The 21,865-nt window shown below is 64.9% G+C and carries 15 protein-coding genes; 11 read left to right on the top strand and 4 right to left on the bottom strand.

The window, feature by feature from the left end; translation table 11 throughout:
- Positions 1-5 precede the first annotated feature (5 nt).
- The 11 genes from ABFK29_RS02990 to infB all read left to right on the top strand — a co-directional run bounded on the left by ABFK29_RS02990 (position 6) and on the right by infB (position 18,631).
- Positions 6-2,384: a glycogen/starch/alpha-glucan phosphorylase gene (locus tag ABFK29_RS02990; RefSeq protein WP_005854512.1), complete on the top strand. Its 2,379-nt coding sequence runs from the start codon at positions 6-8 to the stop codon at positions 2,382-2,384.
- On the top strand, positions 2,381-4,585 hold the full coding sequence (gene glgB / locus ABFK29_RS02985) for a 1,4-alpha-glucan branching protein GlgB (RefSeq protein ID WP_005854510.1): 2,205 nt from the start codon (positions 2,381-2,383) through the stop codon (positions 4,583-4,585). Before ABFK29_RS02990 ends, glgB begins: the two co-directional genes overlap by 4 nt.
- 32 nt (positions 4,586-4,617) lie before the next feature.
- Positions 4,618-5,874 carry a glucose-1-phosphate adenylyltransferase gene (glgC, locus tag ABFK29_RS02980; RefSeq protein WP_005854508.1) on the top strand — a complete coding sequence of 419 codons (1,257 nt, stop codon included), beginning with the start codon at positions 4,618-4,620 and terminating at the stop codon, positions 5,872-5,874.
- A gap of 7 nt (positions 5,875-5,881) precedes the next feature.
- Positions 5,882-7,321: a glycogen synthase GlgA gene (gene glgA / locus ABFK29_RS02975; protein ID WP_005854506.1), complete on the top strand. Its 1,440-nt coding sequence runs from the start codon at positions 5,882-5,884 to the stop codon at positions 7,319-7,321.
- The gene (gene glgX / locus ABFK29_RS02970) at positions 7,318-9,402 is read left to right on the top strand and encodes a glycogen debranching protein GlgX (protein ID WP_005854504.1); all 2,085 of its coding nucleotides are present in this window, start codon (positions 7,318-7,320) and stop codon (positions 9,400-9,402) included. Before glgA ends, glgX begins: the two co-directional genes overlap by 4 nt.
- Positions 9,399-11,339, top strand: coding sequence for a 4-alpha-glucanotransferase (gene malQ, locus ABFK29_RS02965; RefSeq protein WP_005854502.1), 1,941 nt, complete (start codon positions 9,399-9,401; stop codon positions 11,337-11,339). Before glgX ends, malQ begins: the two co-directional genes overlap by 4 nt.
- 19 nt (positions 11,340-11,358) lie before the next feature.
- Positions 11,359-12,975 carry an alpha-D-glucose phosphate-specific phosphoglucomutase gene (locus tag ABFK29_RS02960; protein WP_005854500.1) on the top strand — a complete coding sequence of 539 codons (1,617 nt, stop codon included), beginning with the start codon at positions 11,359-11,361 and terminating at the stop codon, positions 12,973-12,975.
- Between the two features lie 294 nt (positions 12,976-13,269).
- Positions 13,270-13,839 carry a ribosome maturation factor RimP gene (gene rimP, locus ABFK29_RS02955; RefSeq protein ID WP_005854498.1) on the top strand — a complete coding sequence of 190 codons (570 nt, stop codon included), beginning with the start codon at positions 13,270-13,272 and terminating at the stop codon, positions 13,837-13,839.
- Between the two features lie 3 nt (positions 13,840-13,842).
- Positions 13,843-15,459: a transcription termination factor NusA gene (nusA, locus tag ABFK29_RS02950; protein WP_005854496.1), complete on the top strand. Its 1,617-nt coding sequence runs from the start codon at positions 13,843-13,845 to the stop codon at positions 15,457-15,459.
- A 4-nt stretch (positions 15,460-15,463) separates the two neighbouring features.
- Positions 15,464-16,111: an RNA-binding protein gene (locus tag ABFK29_RS02945; RefSeq protein WP_005854494.1), complete on the top strand. Its 648-nt coding sequence runs from the start codon at positions 15,464-15,466 to the stop codon at positions 16,109-16,111.
- A gap of 9 nt (positions 16,112-16,120) precedes the next feature.
- Entirely contained in the window at positions 16,121-18,631 is a 2,511-nt protein-coding gene (infB, locus tag ABFK29_RS02940; protein ID WP_005854492.1) for a translation initiation factor IF-2, read from the top strand.
- Positions 18,632-18,810: 179 nt separating this feature from the next.
- On the opposite strand, the gene ABFK29_RS02935 is transcribed toward infB, so the two are convergent.
- The 4 genes from ABFK29_RS02935 to ABFK29_RS02920 form a co-directional block, all read right to left on the bottom strand.
- Entirely contained in the window at positions 18,811-18,951 is a 141-nt protein-coding gene (locus ABFK29_RS02935) for a hypothetical protein (RefSeq protein WP_005854490.1), read from the bottom strand.
- Positions 18,952-19,133: 182 nt separating this feature from the next.
- Positions 19,134-19,532, bottom strand: a complete 399-nt coding sequence (gene mutT / locus ABFK29_RS02930) for an 8-oxo-dGTP diphosphatase MutT (protein ID WP_040603954.1) — start codon at positions 19,530-19,532, stop codon at positions 19,134-19,136.
- A gap of 117 nt (positions 19,533-19,649) precedes the next feature.
- Positions 19,650-20,867 carry a bifunctional glutamate N-acetyltransferase/amino-acid acetyltransferase ArgJ gene (argJ, locus tag ABFK29_RS02925; protein WP_005863960.1) on the bottom strand — a complete coding sequence of 406 codons (1,218 nt, stop codon included), beginning with the start codon at positions 20,865-20,867 and terminating at the stop codon, positions 19,650-19,652.
- A 4-nt stretch (positions 20,868-20,871) separates the two neighbouring features.
- Entirely contained in the window at positions 20,872-21,861 is a 990-nt protein-coding gene (locus tag ABFK29_RS02920) for a peptidylprolyl isomerase (RefSeq protein WP_005863958.1), read from the bottom strand.
- Between the last annotated feature and the right edge of the window lie 4 nt (positions 21,862-21,865).

Here is a 21,865-nt window from a genome sequence, read left to right as displayed (position 1 = left end):
CTCCCATGAAAGACGAAATCCTGCGTCATCTGCGTTATGGCCTTGGCAAGGACGCGGCGCATTCGTCGGTCTACGACTGGCGCATGGCGTTGTCCCGCGCGTTGCGCGACCGCATGGTGGATCATTGGATTCCCTCCACCCAGGAAGCCTATGCCTCGGGCTCCAAACGGGTTTACTACCTGTCGATGGAATTCCTGATCGGGCGGCTGGTGGAGGACATGGCCTCGAACCTCGGGCTGGTGGACGAAGCGAAGGCGGCGCTGAAAGAGCTCGGGCAGGATTACGAAACCATCGTGAAGGACGAACCCGATGCCGCACTCGGCAACGGCGGTCTCGGACGACTTGCAGCCTGCTTCATGGACAGCCTCGCGACGCTCGGGATCCCGGCGATGGGCTACGGCATCCGCTACGAACACGGGCTGTTCGAACAGGATTTTGTCGAGGGTCAGCAGGTCGAGCGTCCGGAAACCTGGCTTCAGCAGGACCACATCTGGGAATTCGAACGCCCCGAAGTGCAATACCCGATCACCTTCGGCGGCCATGTGGAGCATCATGACGGCAAGGCACACTGGCATCCCTCCGAAACGGTGATCGCCACGGCGTTCGATACGCCGGTGATCGGTTGGGAAGGACGGTGGGGCAACACGCTGCGGCTTTGGGCTGCGATGCCGACGAAGGTGTTCGATCTAGCAAGCTTCAACCGTGGCGACTACCTCGCCGCCGGGCGGTCAGAGGCACTCGCACGCACGATCTGCCGCGTCCTCTACCCCGACGACACGACGGAGACCGGCAAGGAACTGCGCCTGAAGCAGGAGTACTTCTTTACCTCGGCTTCCATCCAGGACCTTCTCCGGCGGTTCCTCTCGACCCATGCCGACATCCGCACCCTGCCCGATGCCGCTGCGATCCAGTTGAACGACACCCACCCGGCGATTGCCGGGCCGGAATTGGTGCGCGTTCTGGTCGACAAGCACGAACTGGGCATGGACGAAGCCATCGCGCTGGCCCGCCGCTGCCTTGGTTATACGAACCACACGCTGCTGCCCGAGGCGCTGGAACGGTGGCCGGAATGGCTGTTCGGGCGCGTGTTGCCGCGCCACCTCGAAATCATCCGCGAGATCGACGCCGACCACCTGCGCCGCCACGAAGGCGCGCCGAAGATCCTTGACCATGGCAACGTGAATATGGGCGAACTGGCGTTCATCATGGCGCACAAGGTCAACGGCGTTTCCGCCCTGCACACCGATCTGGTGAAGAAGACGGTCTTCAACGACCTGCACAAGATCCACCCTCAGCGCATCGTGAACCAGACAAACGGCATCACCCAACGCCGCTGGCTGAAGACCTGCAACCCGGCGCTGTCCGGGCTGATCACACGCGAACTGGGCAACGGCTGGGTCACCGATCTGGACCTCCTGTCACAACTCAAGTCGCGCACCGGCGACGTGGCTTTCAAGGAGGAATTCGTCGCGGCGAAACGCGCCAACAAGGTGCGGCTGGCGAACTGGGTGACGGAAACCATGGGCATTTCCATCGACCCTGACGCCATGTTCGACGTGCAGATCAAGCGCATCCACGAATACAAGCGCCAGCTGATGAACATCCTCGAAACGGTCGCGCTCTGGAACGAGATGCGGGCGCACCCGGATGCCGGCTGGACGCCGCGGGTGAAGATCTTCGGGGGCAAGGCCGCGCCCGGCTATCACGTCGCCAAGGAGATCATCCACCTGATCAACGACGTGGCCGCGGTCATCAACTCCGACGAGATCACGAAAGACCTGCTCAAGGTCGTCTATCCACCGAATTACAATGTCACCATGGCGGAAGTGCTGATTCCAGCCGCCGACCTGTCGGAGCAGATTTCGACCGCCGGCAAGGAAGCGTCGGGCACCGGCAACATGAAGTTCGCCCTGAACGGCGCGCTGACCATTGGCACTCTGGACGGCGCGAACGTGGAAATTCGCGAACACGTGGGGCCGGAAAACTTCTTCCTCTTTGGCCTGACCGCCGAAGAGGTGATGGAGCGCCGGACACAGCCCGGCTTCGCCCGCGCCGCCATCGAGGCTTCACCGCGCCTGCAACGGGTTCTCGGCCAGATCGTCGAAGGCCGTTTCTGCCCGCAGGACCAGGGGCGGTATCACGGGCTAGTGGGGATGCTCTATGACAGCGACTATTTCCTCGTGACATGCGATTTCGACAGTTACTACGATACCCAGCGCCGCGCCGACGAGGCGTACAAGAACGCCCGAAACTGGGCTGCCATGGCGTTGGTCAACACGGCGTCGATGGGCTTTTTCAGCTCCGATCGGACGATCAAGGGGTATGCGCACGACATCTGGCATGTCGGATCGCGCCTCGGCGCCGGGGAGGAGGCCGCCGAATGAACCTGATAGAAACTGCGGACGCGGACCGGCTGCTGTCAGGACAGCACGCCGACCCGTTTTCCGTTCTCGGCATGCACGATGTGGACGGCGGCATCGTCGTTCGCGTGCTGCGCCCGGGTGTCGCCGGGGTGGAGGTGCTGGACCGCAAGACGGGTCGCGCCGCCGCCACGCTTGAAAGGGTCCGCGACGATCTTTTCGCCGGGGTGATCCCCCGCCGCAAGAAGCGCTTTGCCTACACGCTCCGCATGTCGGAAGGCGACGAGACATGGGTTGAGGAAGACCCCTACGGCTTCGGGCCGGTCATGGGAGAAATCGACGAATACCTTCTCGGCGAAGGCACGCACGGGCAGCTCTGGCAGGCGCTTGGTGCGCATGTGATCGAACATGGCGGGGTGATGGGCACGCATTTCGCGGTCTGGGCGCCCAACGCCCGGCGCGTTTCGGTCGTCGGCGGTTTCAACGGCTGGGACGGGCGGAGGCATGTGATGCGACGCCGCGGCCAGACCGGCGTGCACGAGATATTCCTGCCCGGAGAGGGTGAAGGCACGGTCTACAAGTACGAGGTCCTGAACCGCGATGGCGCGCTGATGCCCCTGAAGGCAGACCCTGTCGGGTTCGGGGCGGAACTGCCGCCCAAGACCGCCTCGGTCGTGCGCGACCTGTCCTCGTACACATGGAACGACGCGGGCTGGATCGAACAGCGGGGCGCACTGCAGCGCTTCGACAAGCCGATCAGCATGTACGAGGTCCACCTTGAAAGCTGGCGGCGCGTACCGGAAGACGGCGACCGCCCGTTGACCTACCGTGAACACGCCGATCAACTGGTGGCCTATGCGGCCGACATGGGCTTCACCCATATCGAACTGACACCGATCTCCGAATATCCGTTCGGCGGCTCCTGGGGTTATCAGCCCATCGGGCTGTTCGCGCCGACCTCGCGGTTCGGCACGCCCGACGATTTCCGGGCCTTTATCGACGCCGCGCATCAGGCCGGGCTTGGCATCATCATCGACTGGGTCCCGGGCCACTTCCCGACCGACAACCATGGCCTTGGCCGGTTCGACGGCACCGCGCTTTATGAACACGCCGATCCGAAGGAAGGCTATCACCCCGACTGGAACACGCTGGTCTACAACTACGGCCGGGCGGAGGTTGCCAACTACCTGATCGCCAACGCGAAGTTCTGGCTGGACGAGTACCGCATCGACGGACTGCGCGTGGATGCCGTGGCCTCCATGCTGTATCGCGACTATTCCCGCAAAGCAGGCGAGTGGGTGCCCAACAAGCACGGCGGACGCGAGAACCTCGAAGCCATCGATTTCCTGCGGCACATGAACGAACAGGTCTACGCCGCGCATGGCGACATCATGACCATCGCAGAGGAATCGACCGCCTTCCCGGGCGTCTCGGCGCCGACCGACGCGGGCGGCCTCGGGTTCGGGTTCAAGTGGAACATGGGGTGGATGAACGACACCCTTCGCTACATGGCCGAGGACCCGATCAACCGGAAATACCACCACGACAAGATGACCTTCGGGCTGCACTACGCCTTTTCGGAGAACTTCATCCTGCCGATCAGCCATGACGAAGTCGTGCACGGGAAGGGCAGCCTTCTGGGCAAGATGCCCGGCGACGAATGGCAGAAGTTCGCGAACATGCGCGCCTATCTCGGGTTCATGTGGGGGCACCCCGGCAAGAAATTGCTCTTCATGGGCTGCGAATTCGCGCAGTTCGGTGAATGGAACCACGATCGGAGCCTCGACTGGCACCTTCTGGACTACGCCCCGCACGCAGGCGTTCAGCGGCTCGTCAGGGATCTGAACGCACTCTATCGTGCATCGCCCGCGCTTTATGAACTCGACGCCAAGTCGGACGGCTTCACCTGGATCGACGGCGGCAACGCCGAGGACAGCATCTTTGCCTGGACCCGCCAGGGGCTGGACGGGGCTCCGGTGCTGGTGGTTGCCAACTTCACGCCGGTGACACGCCACGGCTATCGCATCGGAGTGACGCGCGAAGGGCACTGGGAAGAGGTCCTGAACACCGACGCAGCGATCTACGGCGGATCCGGGCAGGGCAACCCGGGTGGCTGCACCTCCGAAGAGGTGTCTGCCCACGGGCGCCGCAACTCCATAGAGATCACGGTGCCGCCTCTGGCCACGGTGTTCTTCCAATACTCCGGAACCGGAACGGGGAGCTGACGGTCGGAGATAAACCTTAAAGGGGGGTAACGATGAACAACGACAGATTCAGTCTCGCGCAGCAGACCATGGCATACGTGCTGGCCGGCGGGCGGGGGAGTCGCCTGAAGGAACTGACGGACGTCCGGGCCAAGCCCGCGGTCTATTTCGGCGGCAAGACGCGGATCATCGACTTTGCCCTCTCCAACGCGGTGAACTCCGGCATCCGCCGGATCGGCGTTGCAACCCAGTACAAGGCACACAGCCTGATCCGCCACCTGCAACGCGGCTGGTCTTTCTTCCGGGCGGAGCGCAACGAGGGTCTCGACATCCTTCCCGCCTCCCAGATGCTGGACGAGGAGAACTGGTACAAGGGTACGGCGGACGCGGTCACGCAGAACATCTCGATCATTCGCGGCTACGGCCCGAAGTACATCCTGATCCTGGCAGGTGACCATATCTACAAGCAGGACTACTCCTATATGATCGAGCAGCACGTGCAGACCGGGGCAAAGGTCACCGTCGGCTGCATCGAGGTGCCGAAGGAAGAGGCCAAGGGCTTCGGCGTCATGGACGTGGACGCCACCGACAAGATCCTCAGCTTCGTCGAGAAGCCCGCCGATCCGCCGACCATGCCGGGCGACGACACCCGGTCGCTGGCCTCCATGGGGATCTACGTCTTCGAGGCGGAATATCTCTACGAAATCCTCGACAAGGACCGCCCTGACGATGCCTCCGAACACGACTTCGGCAAGGACATCATTCCGTCGATCGTGGCGGAAGGCGGCGCCTATGCCCATCCGTTCAGCCGTTCCTGCGTCATGTCCGGGCTTGAGAGCGAACCGTACTGGCGTGACGTCGGCACGGTCGATGCCTATTGGAAGGCCAACATCGACCTGACCGACTTCGAACCGGCGCTGGACATATACGCCACCGACTGGCCGATCTGGACCTATTCGGAGCTCGTCCCGCCGGCAAAGTTCATCCACAACGAGGAAGGCCGCCGCGGGCAGGCCGTGTCCTCGATGGTCGCGGGCGGCTGCATCGTGTCGGGCTCTTCGCTGTATCGCTGCCTGCTGTTCACCGGCTGCCGGACACATTCGTTTTCGCAACTCGAAGGTGTGGTCGCGCTGCCCTACGCGGAAGTCGGGCGCCGGGCCTTTGTCAAAAACGCGGTGCTGGACCGCGGCGTGAAGGTGCCGCCGGGTCTGGTGATCGGCGAGGATCCCGAGCTCGACGCCAAACGCTTCCGCCGGACCGAGAACGGGATCTGCCTCATCACCCAGAAAATGATCGACGCGCTGGAGTAAGCCTCGCATGAACGTCCTGATGGTCACCTCGGAATGCGCCCCGTTCGTCAAGACAGGGGGGCTTGCAGATGTGGTCGGCGCGCTACCCGGCGCGCTGGCGCCGTCAGGCGTGGATGCCCGTGTGATGCTGCCCGTCTATCCCGCGCTGTTCCCGCTTCTGGCCAAAGGGACCGAGGTGGCGACCTTCGGCGATCTGCCGGGGGGAACGGGGCGGCTCGTGCAGGTGGAGGCAGAGGGGCTGACGCTGCTCCTGCTCGATGCGCCGCAGCTCTTCGACCGCCCGGGCAAACCGTACAATGGCCCGGACGGCCGCGACTGGGAAGACAATCACCGCCGCTTTGCAAGCCTCGCGCAGGCGGCGGCGCGCATCTGCTTCGACGGGCTGCCGGGCTGGGTGCCGGACATTCTGCACGCCCACGACTGGCAGGCGGCTCTCGCCCCGGTCTACCTGAAGCAGACCGGCCGCACCGTGCCGAAGACCGTCATGACCATTCACAACATCGCCTTCCAGGGCCGCTACGGGCCGCATGTGCTGGGCGAACTGGGCCTGCGCCCCGACTGGTTCCACGCCGACGGCCTGGAATACTACGGTGACGTGAGCTTCCTGAAGGCGGGGCTGGTCTACGCGGACCACGTGACCACCGTCTCGCCGACCTACGCACGCGAGATCCTGACGCCGCATTTCGGGATGGGACTGGAGGGCGTGCTTCAGGCCCGAACGGAAAGCCTGTCGGGCATCCTGAACGGCATCGACACGGACGTCTGGAACCCCGGGGACGACGCCGCCCTGCCCGCGCCCTACAACGCGGCGAACCCGAAGAACAAACGGCAAAGCCGCACGGCACTGGCCGAACGACTGGCGCTCGACCCCGACCACGACAGTCCGCTGTTCTGCGTCATCTCGCGCCTGACGGAGCAGAAGGGACTGGACGCCCTGGCTGCCGCGATCCCGCATCTGGTGGAGGCGGGCGGGCAACTGGCCGTGCTGGGCACCGGCGAACCGGGACTGGAGGCCGCCTTCACCAAGGCGGCGCAGGACTTCCCCGGCAAGGTCGGCACCTACATCGGCTATGACGAGGCGTTCTCGCACCTCATGCAGGGGGGAGCCGACGCGATCCTGATCCCGTCCCGCTTCGAACCCTGCGGGCTGACCCAGCTTTATGGGCTGCGCTATGGCACACTGCCCGTGGTGGCACGGACCGGCGGGCTCGCCGATACGGTGATCGACGCCAATGCCGCCGCACTTGCGGTCAAGGCAGCGACCGGCTTTGTCATGAACGACGTCACGCCCGAGGCGATTTCGGCAACGCTCGACAGGGTGGTGGAACTTTATGCGCAGCCCGGCGTCTGGAAAGGGATGATGCGTGCAGCCATGCGTCATCCGGTGGGTTGGGAGGAGTCCGCCAAGTCCTACGTCAGCCTTTATGAGATCCTCACCGCATCATGACCGACACATACGAGACAAGACCGGGGCGCCCCAATCTTCTGGGCGCCCATTGGGATGGCGAGGGGGTGAATTTCGCCCTGTTCTCCGACCATGCTCACAAGGTCACCCTCTGCCTCTTTTCCGAGGACGGCGGGACGGAAACCCACCGCATCGACCTGCCCGAACGGTCCGGTGCCATCTGGCATGGCTACGTCCCCGGGCTGGCGCCGGGCCAACTCTACGGCTACCGCGTCGACGGCCCTTATGCGCCCGACCGTGGCCATCGCTTCAACGCCAACAAGCTGCTGCTGGATCCCTACACTCGTGAACTGCACGGCGGGTTCACGCAGGACCCCGCGATTTTCGGATACATGCAGGGCGGCGACGACCTCAGCTTCGACGACCGCGACTCCGCTCTGTTCGTGCCGAAGTCTGTCGTCTCGCACCCCGAAACATTCCCTCTGGACGCCCGCCCGCTCCGGCGTGGATGGGATGACGCGCTGATCTACGAAGCCCACGTCAAGGGCACCACGATCACCCACCCGATGATCGCGGAGGAAAAGCGCGGCACCTACGACGCCATGGCCTCCGACGCGATGCTGGAACACCTGACCAAACTCGGCGTGACGATGGTCGAACTGCTGCCCGTGCAGGCGCTCAAGCCCGAAGGCGTCCTGCTGGAGCGTGGGCTGACCAACTACTGGGGCTACAACACCGTTGCCTTCTTCACGCCAGAGCCGCGCTATCTCGGCCCGTCGGGCGTAAAGGGGTTCCGCGCGATGGTGGACCGTTTCCACGCCGCCGGGATCGAGGTCATCCTCGACGTCGTCTACAACCACTCTGCCGAGGGCGATCAGCACGGGCCGACCCTGTCCTTCCGGGGCATCGACAACGCTTCCTACTATCGCCTGCTGGACGGCCAACCACGGTACTACGTGAACGACACCGGCACCGGCAACACGATGAACTGTGCGCACCCCTCGGTACTGCGGCTTATCCTCGATTCCATGCGTTTCTGGGTGCAGGCCTACGGCGTCGACGGCTTTCGCTTCGACCTCGCCACGACGCTGGCGCGGGAACCGCAGGGCTTCGACCGGCACGGCGGCTTCCTCGACGCGCTGCGGCAGGACCCTGTGCTTTCAGGCGTCAAACTGATCGCCGAGCCGTGGGACATCGGCCCCGGCGGCTACCGGCTGGGCCAGTTCCCGCCGGAGTTCGCCGAATGGAACGACCGTTACCGCGACACGCTGCGCCGCTTCTGGCGGGGCGACGCGCGGGCGGCGCAGGACCTCGGCGGCGCGATACTGGGCTCGGCCGATCTGTTCGACACGCGCGGCAGGCGCGCGTGGGCATCCGTCAACTTCGGCGCGGCACACGACGGGTATACACTCGCCGACGTCACCGCCTACACCGAACGCCACAACGAGGCGAACGGCGAGGAAAACCGCGACGGCCACCACGACAACTTCTCCGACAACTTCGGGGTCGAGGGGCCGACCGACGACGCCGACATCAAAGCCGCCCGCCGCCAGAGGGTGCGCAACATGCTGGCCACGCTCATGCTGTCCCAGGGCACGCCAATGATCCTTGCCGGGGACGAAGGCGGCAACACCCAGAACGGCAACAACAACGCCTACTGTCAGGACAACGAGACATCGTGGCTCGACTGGGAGGCGATGGACGGCAACCTGATCGAATTCACCTCCGCGCTGTCCGCCATCCGCAAGGCTCATCCGACCCTCGGACAAAGCCGGTTCCTGCACGGCGCCAAAAGGTCGGACGGCACAAAGGATGTGGAATGGCGTGCCTTCGACGGCTCTGCCCTGAACTGGCGCGATCCCGGCCTGTCGTCGCTCTGCATCCTGTTGCGCGGTTCTGCCGAGAACCCCGGTGGGGACGCTTCTGCGGACATGATGCTGCTGGCCTTCAACCGCGAGGACGCCGACCAAGAACTCGACCTGCCGGATATCGCGCCCCGCCACTGGCGGCGCGAAATCGACACGTCGACCGACCTGCAAACCCCGCTGGACATCGCCGACCCAAGGATCACCGTCCCGCGCTCCTCCCTCTCGGCCTTCTCCGCAGTCGAGGTCGACGCATGACCGAAGCGCTGCGCGCGCTGGCCGAAGCGAACGGCATCCATCCCGGGTTCCACGACCTGTCCGGGCGCTACCTCACGGCGGCGCCCGAAACGCTGACCGCGCTGTTGCGCGCCACCGGCACCCCCGTCACCACCGAAGCGGAAGCGTCTGAGGCGCTCGCCACCCTGCGCGCCGCCGAAGACGCCCGACATCTTCCAGCCGAACTGCTGCTGACCGAAGGCGAAAGCCGTGCCCTCCCGGTGGCCTGCGCGTGGACCGTCACGGACGAGAACGGCACCGAACGGGTTTCTGGCGGGCCGACCGACCCGATCCCGCCGCTGCCCTATGGCTATTACTTGCTCCACGGCGAGGCGCGCGGCTGGACGGAGGAGACATTCGTCGTTGTCCGACCCGCCGCCGGCGCCCCTTCCGTCGCAGACCTTGCCGGCCTGCCCCGCGCATGGGGTGTCGTCGGCGCGCTCTACGGGTTCCGCTCCGAATGCAATGGTGGGCTCGGCTCCTACACCGACCTGGCGGAGGCCGCCGAAGCTTTGGCGACGACGGGATCGCAGTTCCTCGGGATCAATCCGATCCACGCCTTGGGCTGGGCGGCGGTCGACATGCTCTCTCCCTACTCACCCACACATCGTGGGTTCCTCAGCACGGACCACATTGCCGTGCCCGGGCTCGGGCCGACACCGCCCGCCGACCTGATCGACTACATCGCTTTTCGCAAACAGCACCGCGCCGCGCTGGAAGCCGCCTACGCCGCTTTCCACGACGACCCCGATTTCGACACCTACCTTTCCGCGCACCCCGACCTCACGGACTTTGCCGCCTACGAGGCGCTGAGCGAACGGTATGGCGAAGACAGCCGCACATGGCCGGCAGCGCTGCGCACACCCGGTCCGAAGGCCACCGCGGCCGCCGGGACACGCGCGCGTTTCCACGCCTGGGCACAATGGCAGGCCGAAAAGCAGACCCGCGCCGCGCAACGGCGCGCAAGGGAGGCGGGCATGGGGTTCGGCCTTTATCTCGACCTGGCCGTCGGATCGCGGCCCGGTTGCGCCGAAAGCTGGATGAACCCGGAAACCGTGGCCACCGGCGTCTCCATCGGGGCGCCGCCGGACTACCTGAACCCCGAAGGCCAGTCGTGGAACCTTGCCGTTCACGCGCCGAAGCGGCTGTCCGCCAACCGGTATCGTCCCTTGCGCGACATGCTGCACCGTCTGATGTCCCGCGCCGGCATCCTTCGAATCGACCATGCTTTGGGCCTCCTGCGCGCCTACTGGCAGCCGGAGGACGGCAGCCCCGGCGGCTATGTCTCCCAGCCGTTCGACGCCCTTCTGTCGGTCATCGCCATCGAGGCGCGCCGCACCGGCTGCCTCGTGATCGGCGAAGACCTCGGCCTTGTCCCTGCCGGCTTCCGCGAACGGATGAATGCCGCCGGTCTGCTTTCCTACTCTGTCTGGCAGTATGAAACCAACGACGACGGCACGCTTGTCCCCGCTGCCGACCTGCGCCCGCATGCGCTGGCCTGCTTCGGCACGCACGACACGCCGACACTCCGGGGATTCTGGTACGGGACGGACATCACGTGGTGGCAGGCGATGGGCTGGCAGTCCGAAGGCGAGAGCCGCAGCCGCCTCGACCAGCGGTCGCGCCAGCGCGCAGGCCTGCGCGAGATGTGCGGCATCCCCTCCGACGCGGCGCCCACCGCAATCGCAAGCGCCATCCACGGCGCACTGCTGAACGGGCCGAGCGTCCTGACGGCGCTGCAACTCGACGACCTGCTGGGGCAGGTGGATGCCCAGAACCTGCCCGGCACCATCGACGAACACCCCAACTGGCGCCGCCGCCTGCCGGTTGCGGTGGCAGAACTGGCCAACGCCGAGCAGATTCGCGATACCTTGCCGCAAAGGCCCGAGTCGGACAGCACTCGGGCACCTGCGCATTGAACGGAAAGGACTTTGCCCGATGACGCCCGTAACCAAACCGATCTCGCCTTTCGAGGGACAGAAACCCGGCACTTCGGGGCTGCGCAAGAAGACCCGGGTGTTCATGCAGCCGGGCTACGTCGAAGCCTTCGTCCAGTCGATCTTCAACGCCATCGGCGGCTGCGCGGGCAAGACCTTCGTGATTGGCGGTGACGGCCGCTACTTCAACGCCGAAGCCATCCAGACGATCCTGCGCATGGCCGCCGCGAGCGGGGCGGCACGGGCCATCGTCGGACAGGGCGGACTGCTCTCGACCCCGGCCGCGTCGAACCTGATCCGCGTGCGCGGCGCCGACGGCGGGCTGATCCTGTCGGCCAGCCATAACCCGGGCGGGATCGACGAGGACTTCGGCCTCAAGTACAACATCTCGAACGGCGGGCCTGCACCCGAAGGTGTGACGGCGGCGATCTTCGACCAGACGAAGACGCTGAGGGAATACTATACGCTGGACACCGACGACCTTGACCTCTCGGCGATCGGTGAGACCACTCTGGGCGGCATGACGGTCGAGATCGTGGATCCGGTGACGGACTACGCCGCGCTGATGCAGACGCTCTTCGACTTCGACGCCATCAGGGCGTTGATCGCGGATGGTTTCACCCTGCGCTTCGACGCGATGCACGCGGTTACCGGCCCCTACGCCAAGACGATCATCGAAGGCATGCTGGGCGCGCCCGAAGGCACCGTGTTGAACGGAGTGCCGTCCGTGGACTTCGGCAAGGGACACCCGGACCCCAACCCGATCTGGGCCAAACCGCTGGTCGACATGGTGATGTCGTCGGACGGTCCCGACTTCGCCGCGGCCTCCGACGGCGACGGAGACCGAAACATGATCCTTGGAAAGGGCGTCTACGTCACCCCGTCCGACAGCCTCGCCGTGCTCGCTGCAAACGCGCCCCTGGCCCCGGGCTACGCGCGCGGACTGGCCGGCGTTGCCCGGTCCATGCCCACATCGCGCGCCGCCGACCGTGTGGCGGACAAGCTGGGCATCGGCGCCTACGAAACCCCGACCGGCTGGAAATTCTTCGGCAACCTCCTCGACGCAGGCAAGGCCACACTCTGCGGCGAGGAAAGCGCCGGAACTGGTTCCGACCACGTGCGCGAAAAGGACGGTCTTTGGGCGGTTCTGCTCTGGCTCAACATCCTGGCGAAACGCAAGATGAGCGTAAAGGACATACTTCTGGACCACTGGCAAACCTACGGGCGCGACTACTACTCCAGACACGACTATGAGGCCGTGGACAGCGCCGTGGCCGAAGGCATCATGGGGGACCTGAAAGCGCTGGCGGACGGCCCACTGCCCGACGGGATCCAGAAGATCGACAGCTTCTCCTACACCGACCCCGTGGACGGCTCCGTCAGCCACAATCAAGGTATGCGCGTGTTCTTCGACGACGGGGCCCGGGCCGTGATGCGGCTCTCGGGCACCGGCACCGAGGGCGCTACGATCCGAGTCTACCTCGAACGCTACGAGGTGCCGGACGGCGATCTGACGAACGAGACACAGGACGCGCTCGCCCCCATCGCCGCGGCGGTGGATGAGCTGACCGGTCTCAAGGAACGCTCCGGGCGTACCGCACCGGATGTGATGACCTGAAAAGGGGCTCCGCCCCCGCCCACTGCGTGGGCTCCCCCGAGGTATTTGAACCAAGATGAAGGGGAATACGCACCTGTGCCTTCATCTTGGCGAAAGTACCTCGGGGGGAGCCGAAGGCGGGGGGCGGCGCCCCCTCCCCTTTTCGGGCAGCGAATCCGCTTGCGTCCTGCGGCGCGCTCGCCTATATCGCCCTCAACAGCGAGGAGCTGGGGCCGCGAGGCCGCAGCGCCCACCGATAAGATGAGCGGGCCGCTGGCCCGCTTTTTTGTTTCTACGCCCGAAAGGCCGATAGACATGACCAATATGATCGCAAAGACCGGTATGGACCTGCGCCTTGCCGAGATCGTCGCCCCGGTCATCGAGGACATGGGGTTCGAACTTGTCCGCCTCCGCCTGCAGAGCGGCAACACGCCGTTGCTGCAGATCATGGCCGAGCGCCCGGAAGGCGGGATCGAGGTCGATGAATGTGCCGAGATCTCGACAGCCGTGTCTGCCGTGCTGGATGTCGAGGACCCCATCGTGGAGGCCTACACGCTGGAGGTCTCCTCTCCGGGGATCGACCGGCCCCTGACACGGCTCAAGGATTTCGACACGTATGAAGGCTATGAAGCCAGGCTGGAGACCACCGATCTCATCGAGGGCCGCAAGCGGTTTCGTGGTATCCTTGCCGGGGTCGAAGGGTCCGAGGTTCTGATCAACGTGGACGAGGGCACGATCGGCCTTCAGTTCGACTGGCTCGCCGACGCGAAGCTGGTGATGACCGACGAGCTGGTCCGCGAGATGCTCAAGGCCCGCAAGACGGCCGCACTGGACGAAAACAAGTACGACGACATCGAGGCCGACGCGCCCGACCAGGAGGAATAAGAGATGGCAATCACCTCTGCAAACCAGCTTGAGCTTCTGCAGACCGCCGAAGCTGTGGCGCGCGAGAAGATGATCGACCCCGGTCTGGTGGTCGAGGCGATGGAGGAATCCCTCGCCCGGGCGGCGAAGTCCCGTTACGGCGCCGAGATGGACATCCGCGTCTCCATCGATCGCAAGACCGGCCGCGCGACCTTCACCCGCGTCCGCACCGTGGTCGAGGACGAGGAGCTCGAGAACTACCAGGCGGAGCTGACCGTCCAGCAGGCCAAGCAGTACATGGCCGATCCGAAGGTGGGCGACACCTTCGTAGAGGAAGTCCCGCCCGTCGAACTGGGCCGCATCGCCGCTCAGTCCGCCAAGCAGGTCATCCTCCAGAAGGTCCGCGAAGCCGAGCGTGACCGCCAGTACGAGGAATTCAAGGACCGCGCCGGCACGATCATCAACGGTCTGGTCAAGCGCGAGGAATATGGCAACGTCATCGTCGACGTGGGCCGGGGCGAGGCGATCCTGCGCCGCAACGAAAAGATCGGCCGCGAGAGCTATCGCCCGGGCGACCGCATCCGCTGCTACGTCAAGGACGTGCGCCGCGAGACCCGCGGCCCGCAGATCTTCCTGTCGCGTACCGCACCGGAGTTCATGCGCGAGCTCTTCAAGATGGAAGTGCCGGAAATCTACGATGGCATCATCGAGGTAAAGGCCGTGGCCCGCGACCCCGGTTCGCGCGCCAAGATTGCTGTGATTTCCTATGATAACGGCATCGACCCCGTCGGCGCCTGCGTGGGTATGCGCGGTTCCCGCGTGCAGGCCGTCGTCAACGAACTGCAGGGCGAGAAGATCGACATCATCCCATGGAACGAAGATGTGCCGACCTTCCTCGTGAACGCGCTGCAGCCGGCCGAAGTGTCGAAGGTGGTCCTGGACGAAGAGGCCGAGCGCATCGAGGTCGTCGTGCCGGACGAGCAGCTTTCGCTCGCCATCGGTCGTCGCGGCCAGAACGTGCGCCTCGCGTCCCAGCTGACCGGTCTCGACATCGACATCATGACCGAGGAAGAGGAATCGAAGCGCCGTCAGAAGGAATTCGAGGAGCGCACCCAGCTGTTCATGGACACGCTGGATCTCGACGAGTTCTTTGCCCAGCTTCTGGTCTCCGAAGGGTTCACCAACCTGGAGGAAGTCGCCTACGTCGAGATGGACGAACTGCTGGTCATCGACGGCGTGGACGAGGGCACCGCGGCCGAACTGCAGACACGCGCGCAGGAATACCTTGAGGAGCAGGCCCGCCAGGCAGAAGCCCGGGCCCGCGAACTGGGTGCGGACGACAGCCTGCTGGCTTTCGAGGGCCTGACCCCGCAGATGGTCGTCGCCCTCGCCGAGGACGGCGTGAAGACGCTGGAAGACTTCGCCACCTGCGCCGACTGGGAACTGGCCGGCGGCTGGACCACCCAAGACGGTCAGCGCGTCAAGGACGACGGACTGCTGGAGAAGTTCGGCATCGACCTCGATGAAGCGCAGAACATGGTGATGACCGCCCGCGTCATGCTGGGCTGGGTCGACCCGGAGGAGCTGGTCGCCTCTTCCGAAGACGCGGAAGAGACCGCCACAGAAGAGGCCGAGGAGTAAGCGATTGACCCGAGGGGGCAGCGACACGAACCGCGAAGACGGACCTGAACGGAAGTGCATCGCCACGGGTGAAGTGCAGCCGAAGAATGGCCTCGTGCGCTTTGTCGCGGGCCCTGACGGAAGGATTGTGCCCGATCTGGCTGGAAAGTTGCCGGGAAGGGGACTATATGTCTCTGCTGACCGCGCCGCGCTGGAAAAAGCCGTTAAAAAGGGCCTTTTCTCCCGCGCCGCGAAGCAACCCGTTCAGGTTCCTGACGGCCTGGCGGATCTTCTCGAACAGATGCTGGCCAGACGCGTGATCGACCTGATCTCGCTGGCCCGCAAGTCCGGAGAAGCCATAGCGGGTTACGAGAAGGTGAAGGCCATGCTCCAGATGGAGGAGGCCTCTGTCCTGATCCAGGCCGAAGACGGCTCTGGCCGGGGCAAATCAAAATTGAGCACGCCGTACGGCGGGCGCTATATCGGCTGGTTGACCGCAGATGAGTTGGGCGCGGCGTTCGGTCGACAAACTGTTATACACGCCGCGCTTGGCTCTGGCGGACTCGTGCCGCGTATTGTAGAGGAAGCCATGCGCTTGAAAGGACTCCGCGTTGCGCCCGAACCGATGGGCACGAAAGCGGCTCGCGGCGGCGAAACCCGCCGGAAAGGATGAAGACGTTTGATGAGCGATAACGACGGCAAGAAAACCCTGGGGGTTCGTGGTGGCGGCCGGTCCGGCAGCGTGAAGCAGAGCTTCAGCCATGGACGTACCAAGAACGTCGTGGTGGAAACCAAGCGCAAGCGCGTTGTGGTGCCGAAGCCGGGTGCCGGTGGGGCATCGGGTGCAGGCGGCGGCAAGGGCGGTCCTGTGGGCGGCTCCGGCAAGCGGCCCGCCGGCATTTCCGACGCAGAGATGGAGCGCCGCCTGAAGGCGCTTCAGGCTGCCAAGGCCCGCGAAGCCGACGAGCAAGCCAAGCGCGAGGAAGAGGAAAAGGCACGCGCCGAAGAGCGTGAGCGCCTCCGCGCCGAAAAGGAACAGAAGGAACGCGAGCAGCGCGAGGCCGAAGAAGCCCTGCGCCGCAAAGCGGAAGAAGAGGCCCGCAAGGTCCGCGAGGCGAAGGAAGCCGAAGAGCGCAAGGCGAAGGCCGCCGCTCAGGCCGCTGCCCAGCCCGCGCCCGCAGAAGGCGAGCCCGCCCGCAAGACGCGTGATGCCAAGGACAAGGCCGCGCCCGCGCGCCGCGAAAACGACAACGACGACCGTAACCGCGGTCGTGGTCGTGACGATTCCGGTCGCCGCTCGGGCAAGCTAACGCTGAACCAGGCGTTGTCCGGTGGCGAGGGCGGTCGCCAGAAGTCGCTCGCCGCGATGAAGCGCAAGCAGGAACGCCAGCGCCAGAAGGCGATGGGCGGCCAGCAGAACCGCGAAAAGATCGTGCGCGACGTCAAGCTGCCGGAGGCGATCACCGTCGCCGAGCTTGCGAACCGCATGGCGGAGCGCGTGGCCGACGTGGTGAAGGCGCTGATGCAGTCCGGCATCATGGCGACTCAGAACCAGTCGATTGACGCGGACACCGCCGAACTCGTCATCGAGGAATTCGGCCACCGCGTGACCCGCGTGTCCGATGCCGACGTCGAGGACGTCATCGCATCGGTCGAGGACAAGGAAGAGGATCTTCTGCCGCGTCCGCCGGTCATCACGATCATGGGCCACGTCGACCACGGCAAGACCTCGCTGCTCGACGCGATCCGTCAGACCAGCGTGACGTCCGGCGAAGCCGGCGGCATCACCCAGCACATCGGTGCCTATCAGGTGACGACGAAAGACGGCCAGGTGCTGTCGTTCCTCGACACTCCGGGCCACGCGGCCTTCACCTCCATGCGTTCGCGCGGGGCTCAGGTGACGGACATCGTCGTGCTCGTGGTCGCCGCGGATGACGCCGTGATGCCGCAGACGGTCGAGGCGATCAGCCACGCGAAGGCGGCCAATGTGCCGATGATCGTGGCGATCAACAAGATCGACAAGCCGTCCGCGAACCCGACCAAGGTGCGCACCGACCTTCTCCAGCACGAGGTGATCGTGGAAGAGATGTCCGGTGAGGTGCAGGACGTCGAGGTTTCGGCTCAGACTGGCCAGGGCCTGGATCAGCTGCTCGAAGCCATCGCGCTTCAGGCCGAGATCCTTGAACTGAAGGCCAACCCGAACCGTGCCGCCGAAGGCGCCGTGATCGAAGCGCAGCTTGACGTGGGCCGCGGTCCCGTGGCGACAGTTCTGGTGCAGAAGGGTACGCTGAAGCAGGGCGACATCTTCGTTGTGGGCGAGCAGTACGGCAAGGTTCGCGCGCTCATCAACGACAAGGGCGAACGCGTGAAGGAGGCCGGCCCCTCCGTGCCCGTCGAGGTCCTCGGCCTCAACGGCACACCGGAAGCGGGCGACGTGCTCAACGTGACGTCGACTGAGGCGCAGGCCCGCGAGATCGCGGAATACCGTGCCCACGCCGCCAAGGAGAAGCGCGCCGCCGCCGGTGCGGCGACCACGCTGGATCAGCTTCTGCAGAAGGCCAAGGACGACGAGAACGTCTCCGAACTTCCCATTCTGGTGAAGGCGGACGTTCAGGGTTCTGCCGAGGCAATCGTGCAGGCGATGGAGAAGATCGGCAACGACGAGGTACGCGTGCGCGTGCTGCACTCGGGCGTCGGCGCCATCACCGAAACCGACGTCGGCCTTGCCGAAGCGTCGGGCTGCCCGGTCATCGGCTTCAACGTCCGTGCCAACGCACCGGCGCGGAACGCCGCGAACCAGAAAGGCGTGGAGATCCGCTATTACTCGGTGATCTACGACCTCGTGGACGACGTGAAGAAGGCCGCGTCCGGCCTGCTGTCCAACGAAGTGCGCGAGAACTTCATTGGCTACGCCGAGATCAAGGAGGTCTTCAAGGTCTCCAACGTCGGCAAGGTCGCGGGCTGCCTGGTCACGGAAGGCGTTGCGCGCCGCTCTGCCGGTGTGCGCCTCCTGCGCGACAACGTGGTGATCCACGAGGGCACACTGAAGACGCTCAAGCGCTTCAAGGACGAAGTGTCCGAGGTCATCTCTGGCCAGGAATGCGGCATGGCGTTCGAGAACTACGACGACATCCGCCCGAAGGACGTCATCGAGATCTTCGAGCGTGAAGAAATCGTGCGTACGCTGGACTGACGCCTGCGTATCGACCGGATGAACGAGGCCGCGCCCCTTTGGGACGCGGCCTTTTCGTTTGAAATTGATGGGTTACGACGGCGGCGCCGACCCGAAAAAACGAAAGGCCCCCGCACAAGCGGGGGCCTTTTCGACCTTCGTATTGAGCCGCCCCGAAGGGCGGTGTCACCGAACCGCCGTCAGGCGGCGACTTTGCCCACCACGGGAAGCCCGGTATAGACACGGTTGCCCACCCGCACTGTCATCCGACCATCTGGCAGCTGTTGTTCCAGCATACCCTGCACAGAAATGTAGTTACCGATCGTGATCGTCTTCAGCATATTTAATCCTCCCAGATGCAGATGACACAGATGACCATACTAGAACCGGGCAAAATTACTATCTTCTTAAGACACAAAAATGACGCAATTCCGCGTGTATATTATGCAAATAGGAAATTTCGAGATGCATTTTTGAACTTTCAACCCAATAAGTCACCTTGCGTTGTGGACAATCAGAAGCTCTACAACCAGTCGCGGAGAATCGGAATCAGAGGGATATCCGCCGGCGGCATGGGATAGTCCTTCAGTTGATGCGCCCTCACCCACTTCAGCGCCTGCCTTTCCTTGCCCTGCACCACACCCTTCCATTTGCGGCAGGCAAACAGCGGCATCAGCAGGTGGAAATCGTCATAGGTGTGCGAGGCGAAGGTCAGCGGGGCAAGGCAACTGTCCCAGGTCTCGATCCCCAGCTCCTCGTGCAGTTCCCGGATCAGCGCGGCCTCGGGGGTTTCGCCGGACTCGACCTTGCCGCCGGGAAACTCCCAGAGTCCGGCCATGGACTTGCCCTCCGGACGCTGCGCCAGAAGAACGCGCCCGTCGGGGTCGATGAGCGCGACAGCGGAAACGAGGATGATCTTCATGGGCGGCGCTCCCTTTTTGGCGCGGGATCGTGGGGGGCCAGCCCCCCACACCCCCCGAGGTATTTCGGCCAAGATGAAGGAGCGGGCGTCCGGTGCGTCGGATGTGAGGCTCGACGACTACGAGCGGTAGTCGGCGTTGATGGTGATGTACCCGTGGGTCAGGTCGCAGGTCCATACCGTGGCGGAGCCGTCCCCCAGCCCGATGTCCACGTTGATCGGGATCTCGGGTTGCTTCATCACCGCTGCGCCTTGCTCTTCGGCGTAGCTTTCGGCGACCCAGCCCTTTTCCGCAACCAGGACATCGCCGAAGCGGATCGTCAGGCGGTCACGGTCGGCAGCGGCGCCGGATTTTCCGACGGCCATGACGATGCGGCCCCAGTTCGGATCCTCACCTGCGATGGCGGTCTTGACCAGCGGCGAGTTGGCGATGGAGAGCGCATGGGTGCGGGCGTCGGCGTCCGTAGCGGCGCCGGTCACCGTGACGGTCACGAACTTGGTGGCGCCTTCGCCGTCGCGGACCACCTGGTGGGCGAGGTCGCGCATCACGTCCTCTACCGCCGTTGCGAAATCGGCATTGCCGGTGACATCGACGCCGGAGGCCCCCGTGGCCCCCATCATCAGGGTGTCGGAGGTGGAGGTGTCGCTGTCGACGGTGATGTTGTTGAAGGTGCGGGCGTTGGCCTCCGACACGATCTTTTGCAGGTCGGCGCGGCCGATCTTTGCGTCGGTGAACATGTAGACCAGCATGGTCGCCATGTCGGGCGCGATCATGCCCGAGCCCTTGGCGATCCCCGCAATCTTCACTGTCTGGCCGCCCACCGATACCTCGGCGAAAGCGCCTTTGGGGAAGGTGTCGGTGGTCATGATGGCCCCCGCAGCATCGGCGATCGCTTCGGTCGAGAGCGCCGAGACGGCCTCGTCGAGCTTGGCGATGATGCGGTCGTGGGGCAGCGGTACGCCGATCACGCCGGTCGAGGCGGTGAAGACGCGCTCCTCGGGCAGGCCGGTGGCGGCGGAGACGGCCGCGCAGATGGCCGCGACCGAACCGTCCCCGGCACGGCCCGTGAACGCATTGGAGTTGCCTGAGTTCACGAGGATCGCGGCACCTTCGCCGCCCTCGCCCGCCAGTTTGGCCTGGCAATCGAGGACCGGCGCGGAGCGCGTCGCCGAGCGCGTGAAGACCCCCGCCACGACCGAGCCCGGATCGAGCACGGCCAGCATCACGTCATTGCGGTTCTTGTATTTCACCCCTGCCGCAACGGCAGACAGGCGTACGCCCGCGATGACGGGAAGGTCCGGAAAGGTTTCCGGGGCAAGCGGGGACTTCGGCGGCATTCTCTCAGTTCTCCAGTAGCTGCGTCTCGGACAGGATAGACGGATCGACGGTGCCCTGCGGCATCCGTGTGATGTCCATCTGCCGCATCAGCGAGTCGATGTGTTCTTCTACCTTGTCCTGCTGGATCTTCTGCACGATTTCCGCACGCACGGCCTCAAGCGGCGGCGCCTCCTGGGTCCGCGTCTCGTTCAGCTTGATCACGTGCCAGCCGAACTGGGTTTCCACCGGGCCGGTGACATCGCCGGGTGCCAGCGATTCGACCGCGACCTGGAACGGCTCAACCATCATCCCGGCGCCGAACCAGCCCAGAGAGCCGCCGTTGGGACCGGAGGGACCGGTCGACTTCTCGCGCGCGACGGTGGCGAAGTCGGCACCGCCCTTGACCTCGGCCAGAACCTCTTCGGCAGCTTCCTTCGTCTCCAGCAGGATGTGCGAGGCGTTGTATTCCTTGCCCTGATCCACGTCGACGAAATCGCGCTGGTAGACGGCTTGCACCTCATCCTCCGTCACGGCGCGCTCGGCCACCGTGGTGATCGCGACGGCCGCCATCAGCGAGCGGCGTTCGTTCTCCATGGACAGCCGCACGAGGTCGGTTTCCTCCGCGTCCTTGGACTGCGACAGGACCTCCTGCTGGATCAGCTGCTGCAGAAGACCGTCCCAGAGCTGGGCGTCGGGGATCTGCTGGTACTGCTGCGGCAGGCTGGCCTTGGCGACCATCATGTGACCGACCGTGATGTCGGTGCCGCCGACCGTCGCCACAACCTGTGCGAGATCTTCGGCGGTAAGGGCAGCGCCATCGGGCGCGGTCTCTTCGGGGGCGGCGCCTTCGGCCACCGCGCCGTCTTCGTGCCCCGCAGCGTCGGTCGAATGGTCTTCGGTCGTGGTTTCCTGTCCGTGTCCGGCGCTTTCCGCCGCTGCGGGCAACGCCAGCGTCAGCGCGAGAAGCGCGGTGCTGAGCGTGAGTGTGACCCGACTTTGCGTGGTTTTAGACATACCG

Source organism: Sagittula stellata E-37 (assembly GCF_039724765.1).
GTDB classification, from domain to species: Bacteria; Pseudomonadota; Alphaproteobacteria; order Rhodobacterales; family Rhodobacteraceae; genus Sagittula; species Sagittula stellata.
Note: the sequence above shows the minus strand (reverse complement) of the source record. Positions and strands in the feature narration are given on the sequence as shown.

Excerpts from the sequence above, each read along its gene's own strand:
- ABFK29_RS02990 (WP_005854512.1), top strand. The coding sequence starts at position 6 with ATGAAAGACGAAATCCTGCGTCATCTGCGTTATGGCCTTGGCAAGGAC.
- glgB (WP_005854510.1), top strand. The coding sequence starts at position 2,381 with ATGAACCTGATAGAAACTGCGGACGCGGACCGGCTGCTGTCAGGACAG.
- glgC (WP_005854508.1), top strand. The coding sequence starts at position 4,618 with ATGAACAACGACAGATTCAGTCTCGCGCAGCAGACCATGGCATACGTG.
- glgA (WP_005854506.1), top strand. The coding sequence starts at position 5,882 with ATGAACGTCCTGATGGTCACCTCGGAATGCGCCCCGTTCGTCAAGACA.
- glgX (WP_005854504.1), top strand. The coding sequence starts at position 7,318 with ATGACCGACACATACGAGACAAGACCGGGGCGCCCCAATCTTCTGGGC.
- malQ (WP_005854502.1), top strand. The coding sequence starts at position 9,399 with ATGACCGAAGCGCTGCGCGCGCTGGCCGAAGCGAACGGCATCCATCCC.
- ABFK29_RS02960 (WP_005854500.1), top strand. The coding sequence starts at position 11,359 with ATGACGCCCGTAACCAAACCGATCTCGCCTTTCGAGGGACAGAAACCC.
- rimP (WP_005854498.1), top strand. The coding sequence starts at position 13,270 with ATGACCAATATGATCGCAAAGACCGGTATGGACCTGCGCCTTGCCGAG.
- nusA (WP_005854496.1), top strand. The coding sequence starts at position 13,843 with ATGGCAATCACCTCTGCAAACCAGCTTGAGCTTCTGCAGACCGCCGAA.
- infB (WP_005854492.1), top strand. The coding sequence starts at position 16,121 with ATGAGCGATAACGACGGCAAGAAAACCCTGGGGGTTCGTGGTGGCGGC.
- ABFK29_RS02935 (WP_005854490.1), bottom strand. The coding sequence starts at position 18,951 with ATGCTGAAGACGATCACGATCGGTAACTACATTTCTGTGCAGGGTATG.
- mutT (WP_040603954.1), bottom strand. The coding sequence starts at position 19,532 with ATGAAGATCATCCTCGTTTCCGCTGTCGCGCTCATCGACCCCGACGGG.
- argJ (WP_005863960.1), bottom strand. The coding sequence starts at position 20,867 with ATGCCGCCGAAGTCCCCGCTTGCCCCGGAAACCTTTCCGGACCTTCCC.
- ABFK29_RS02920 (WP_005863958.1), bottom strand. The coding sequence starts at position 21,861 with ATGTCTAAAACCACGCAAAGTCGGGTCACACTCACGCTCAGCACCGCG.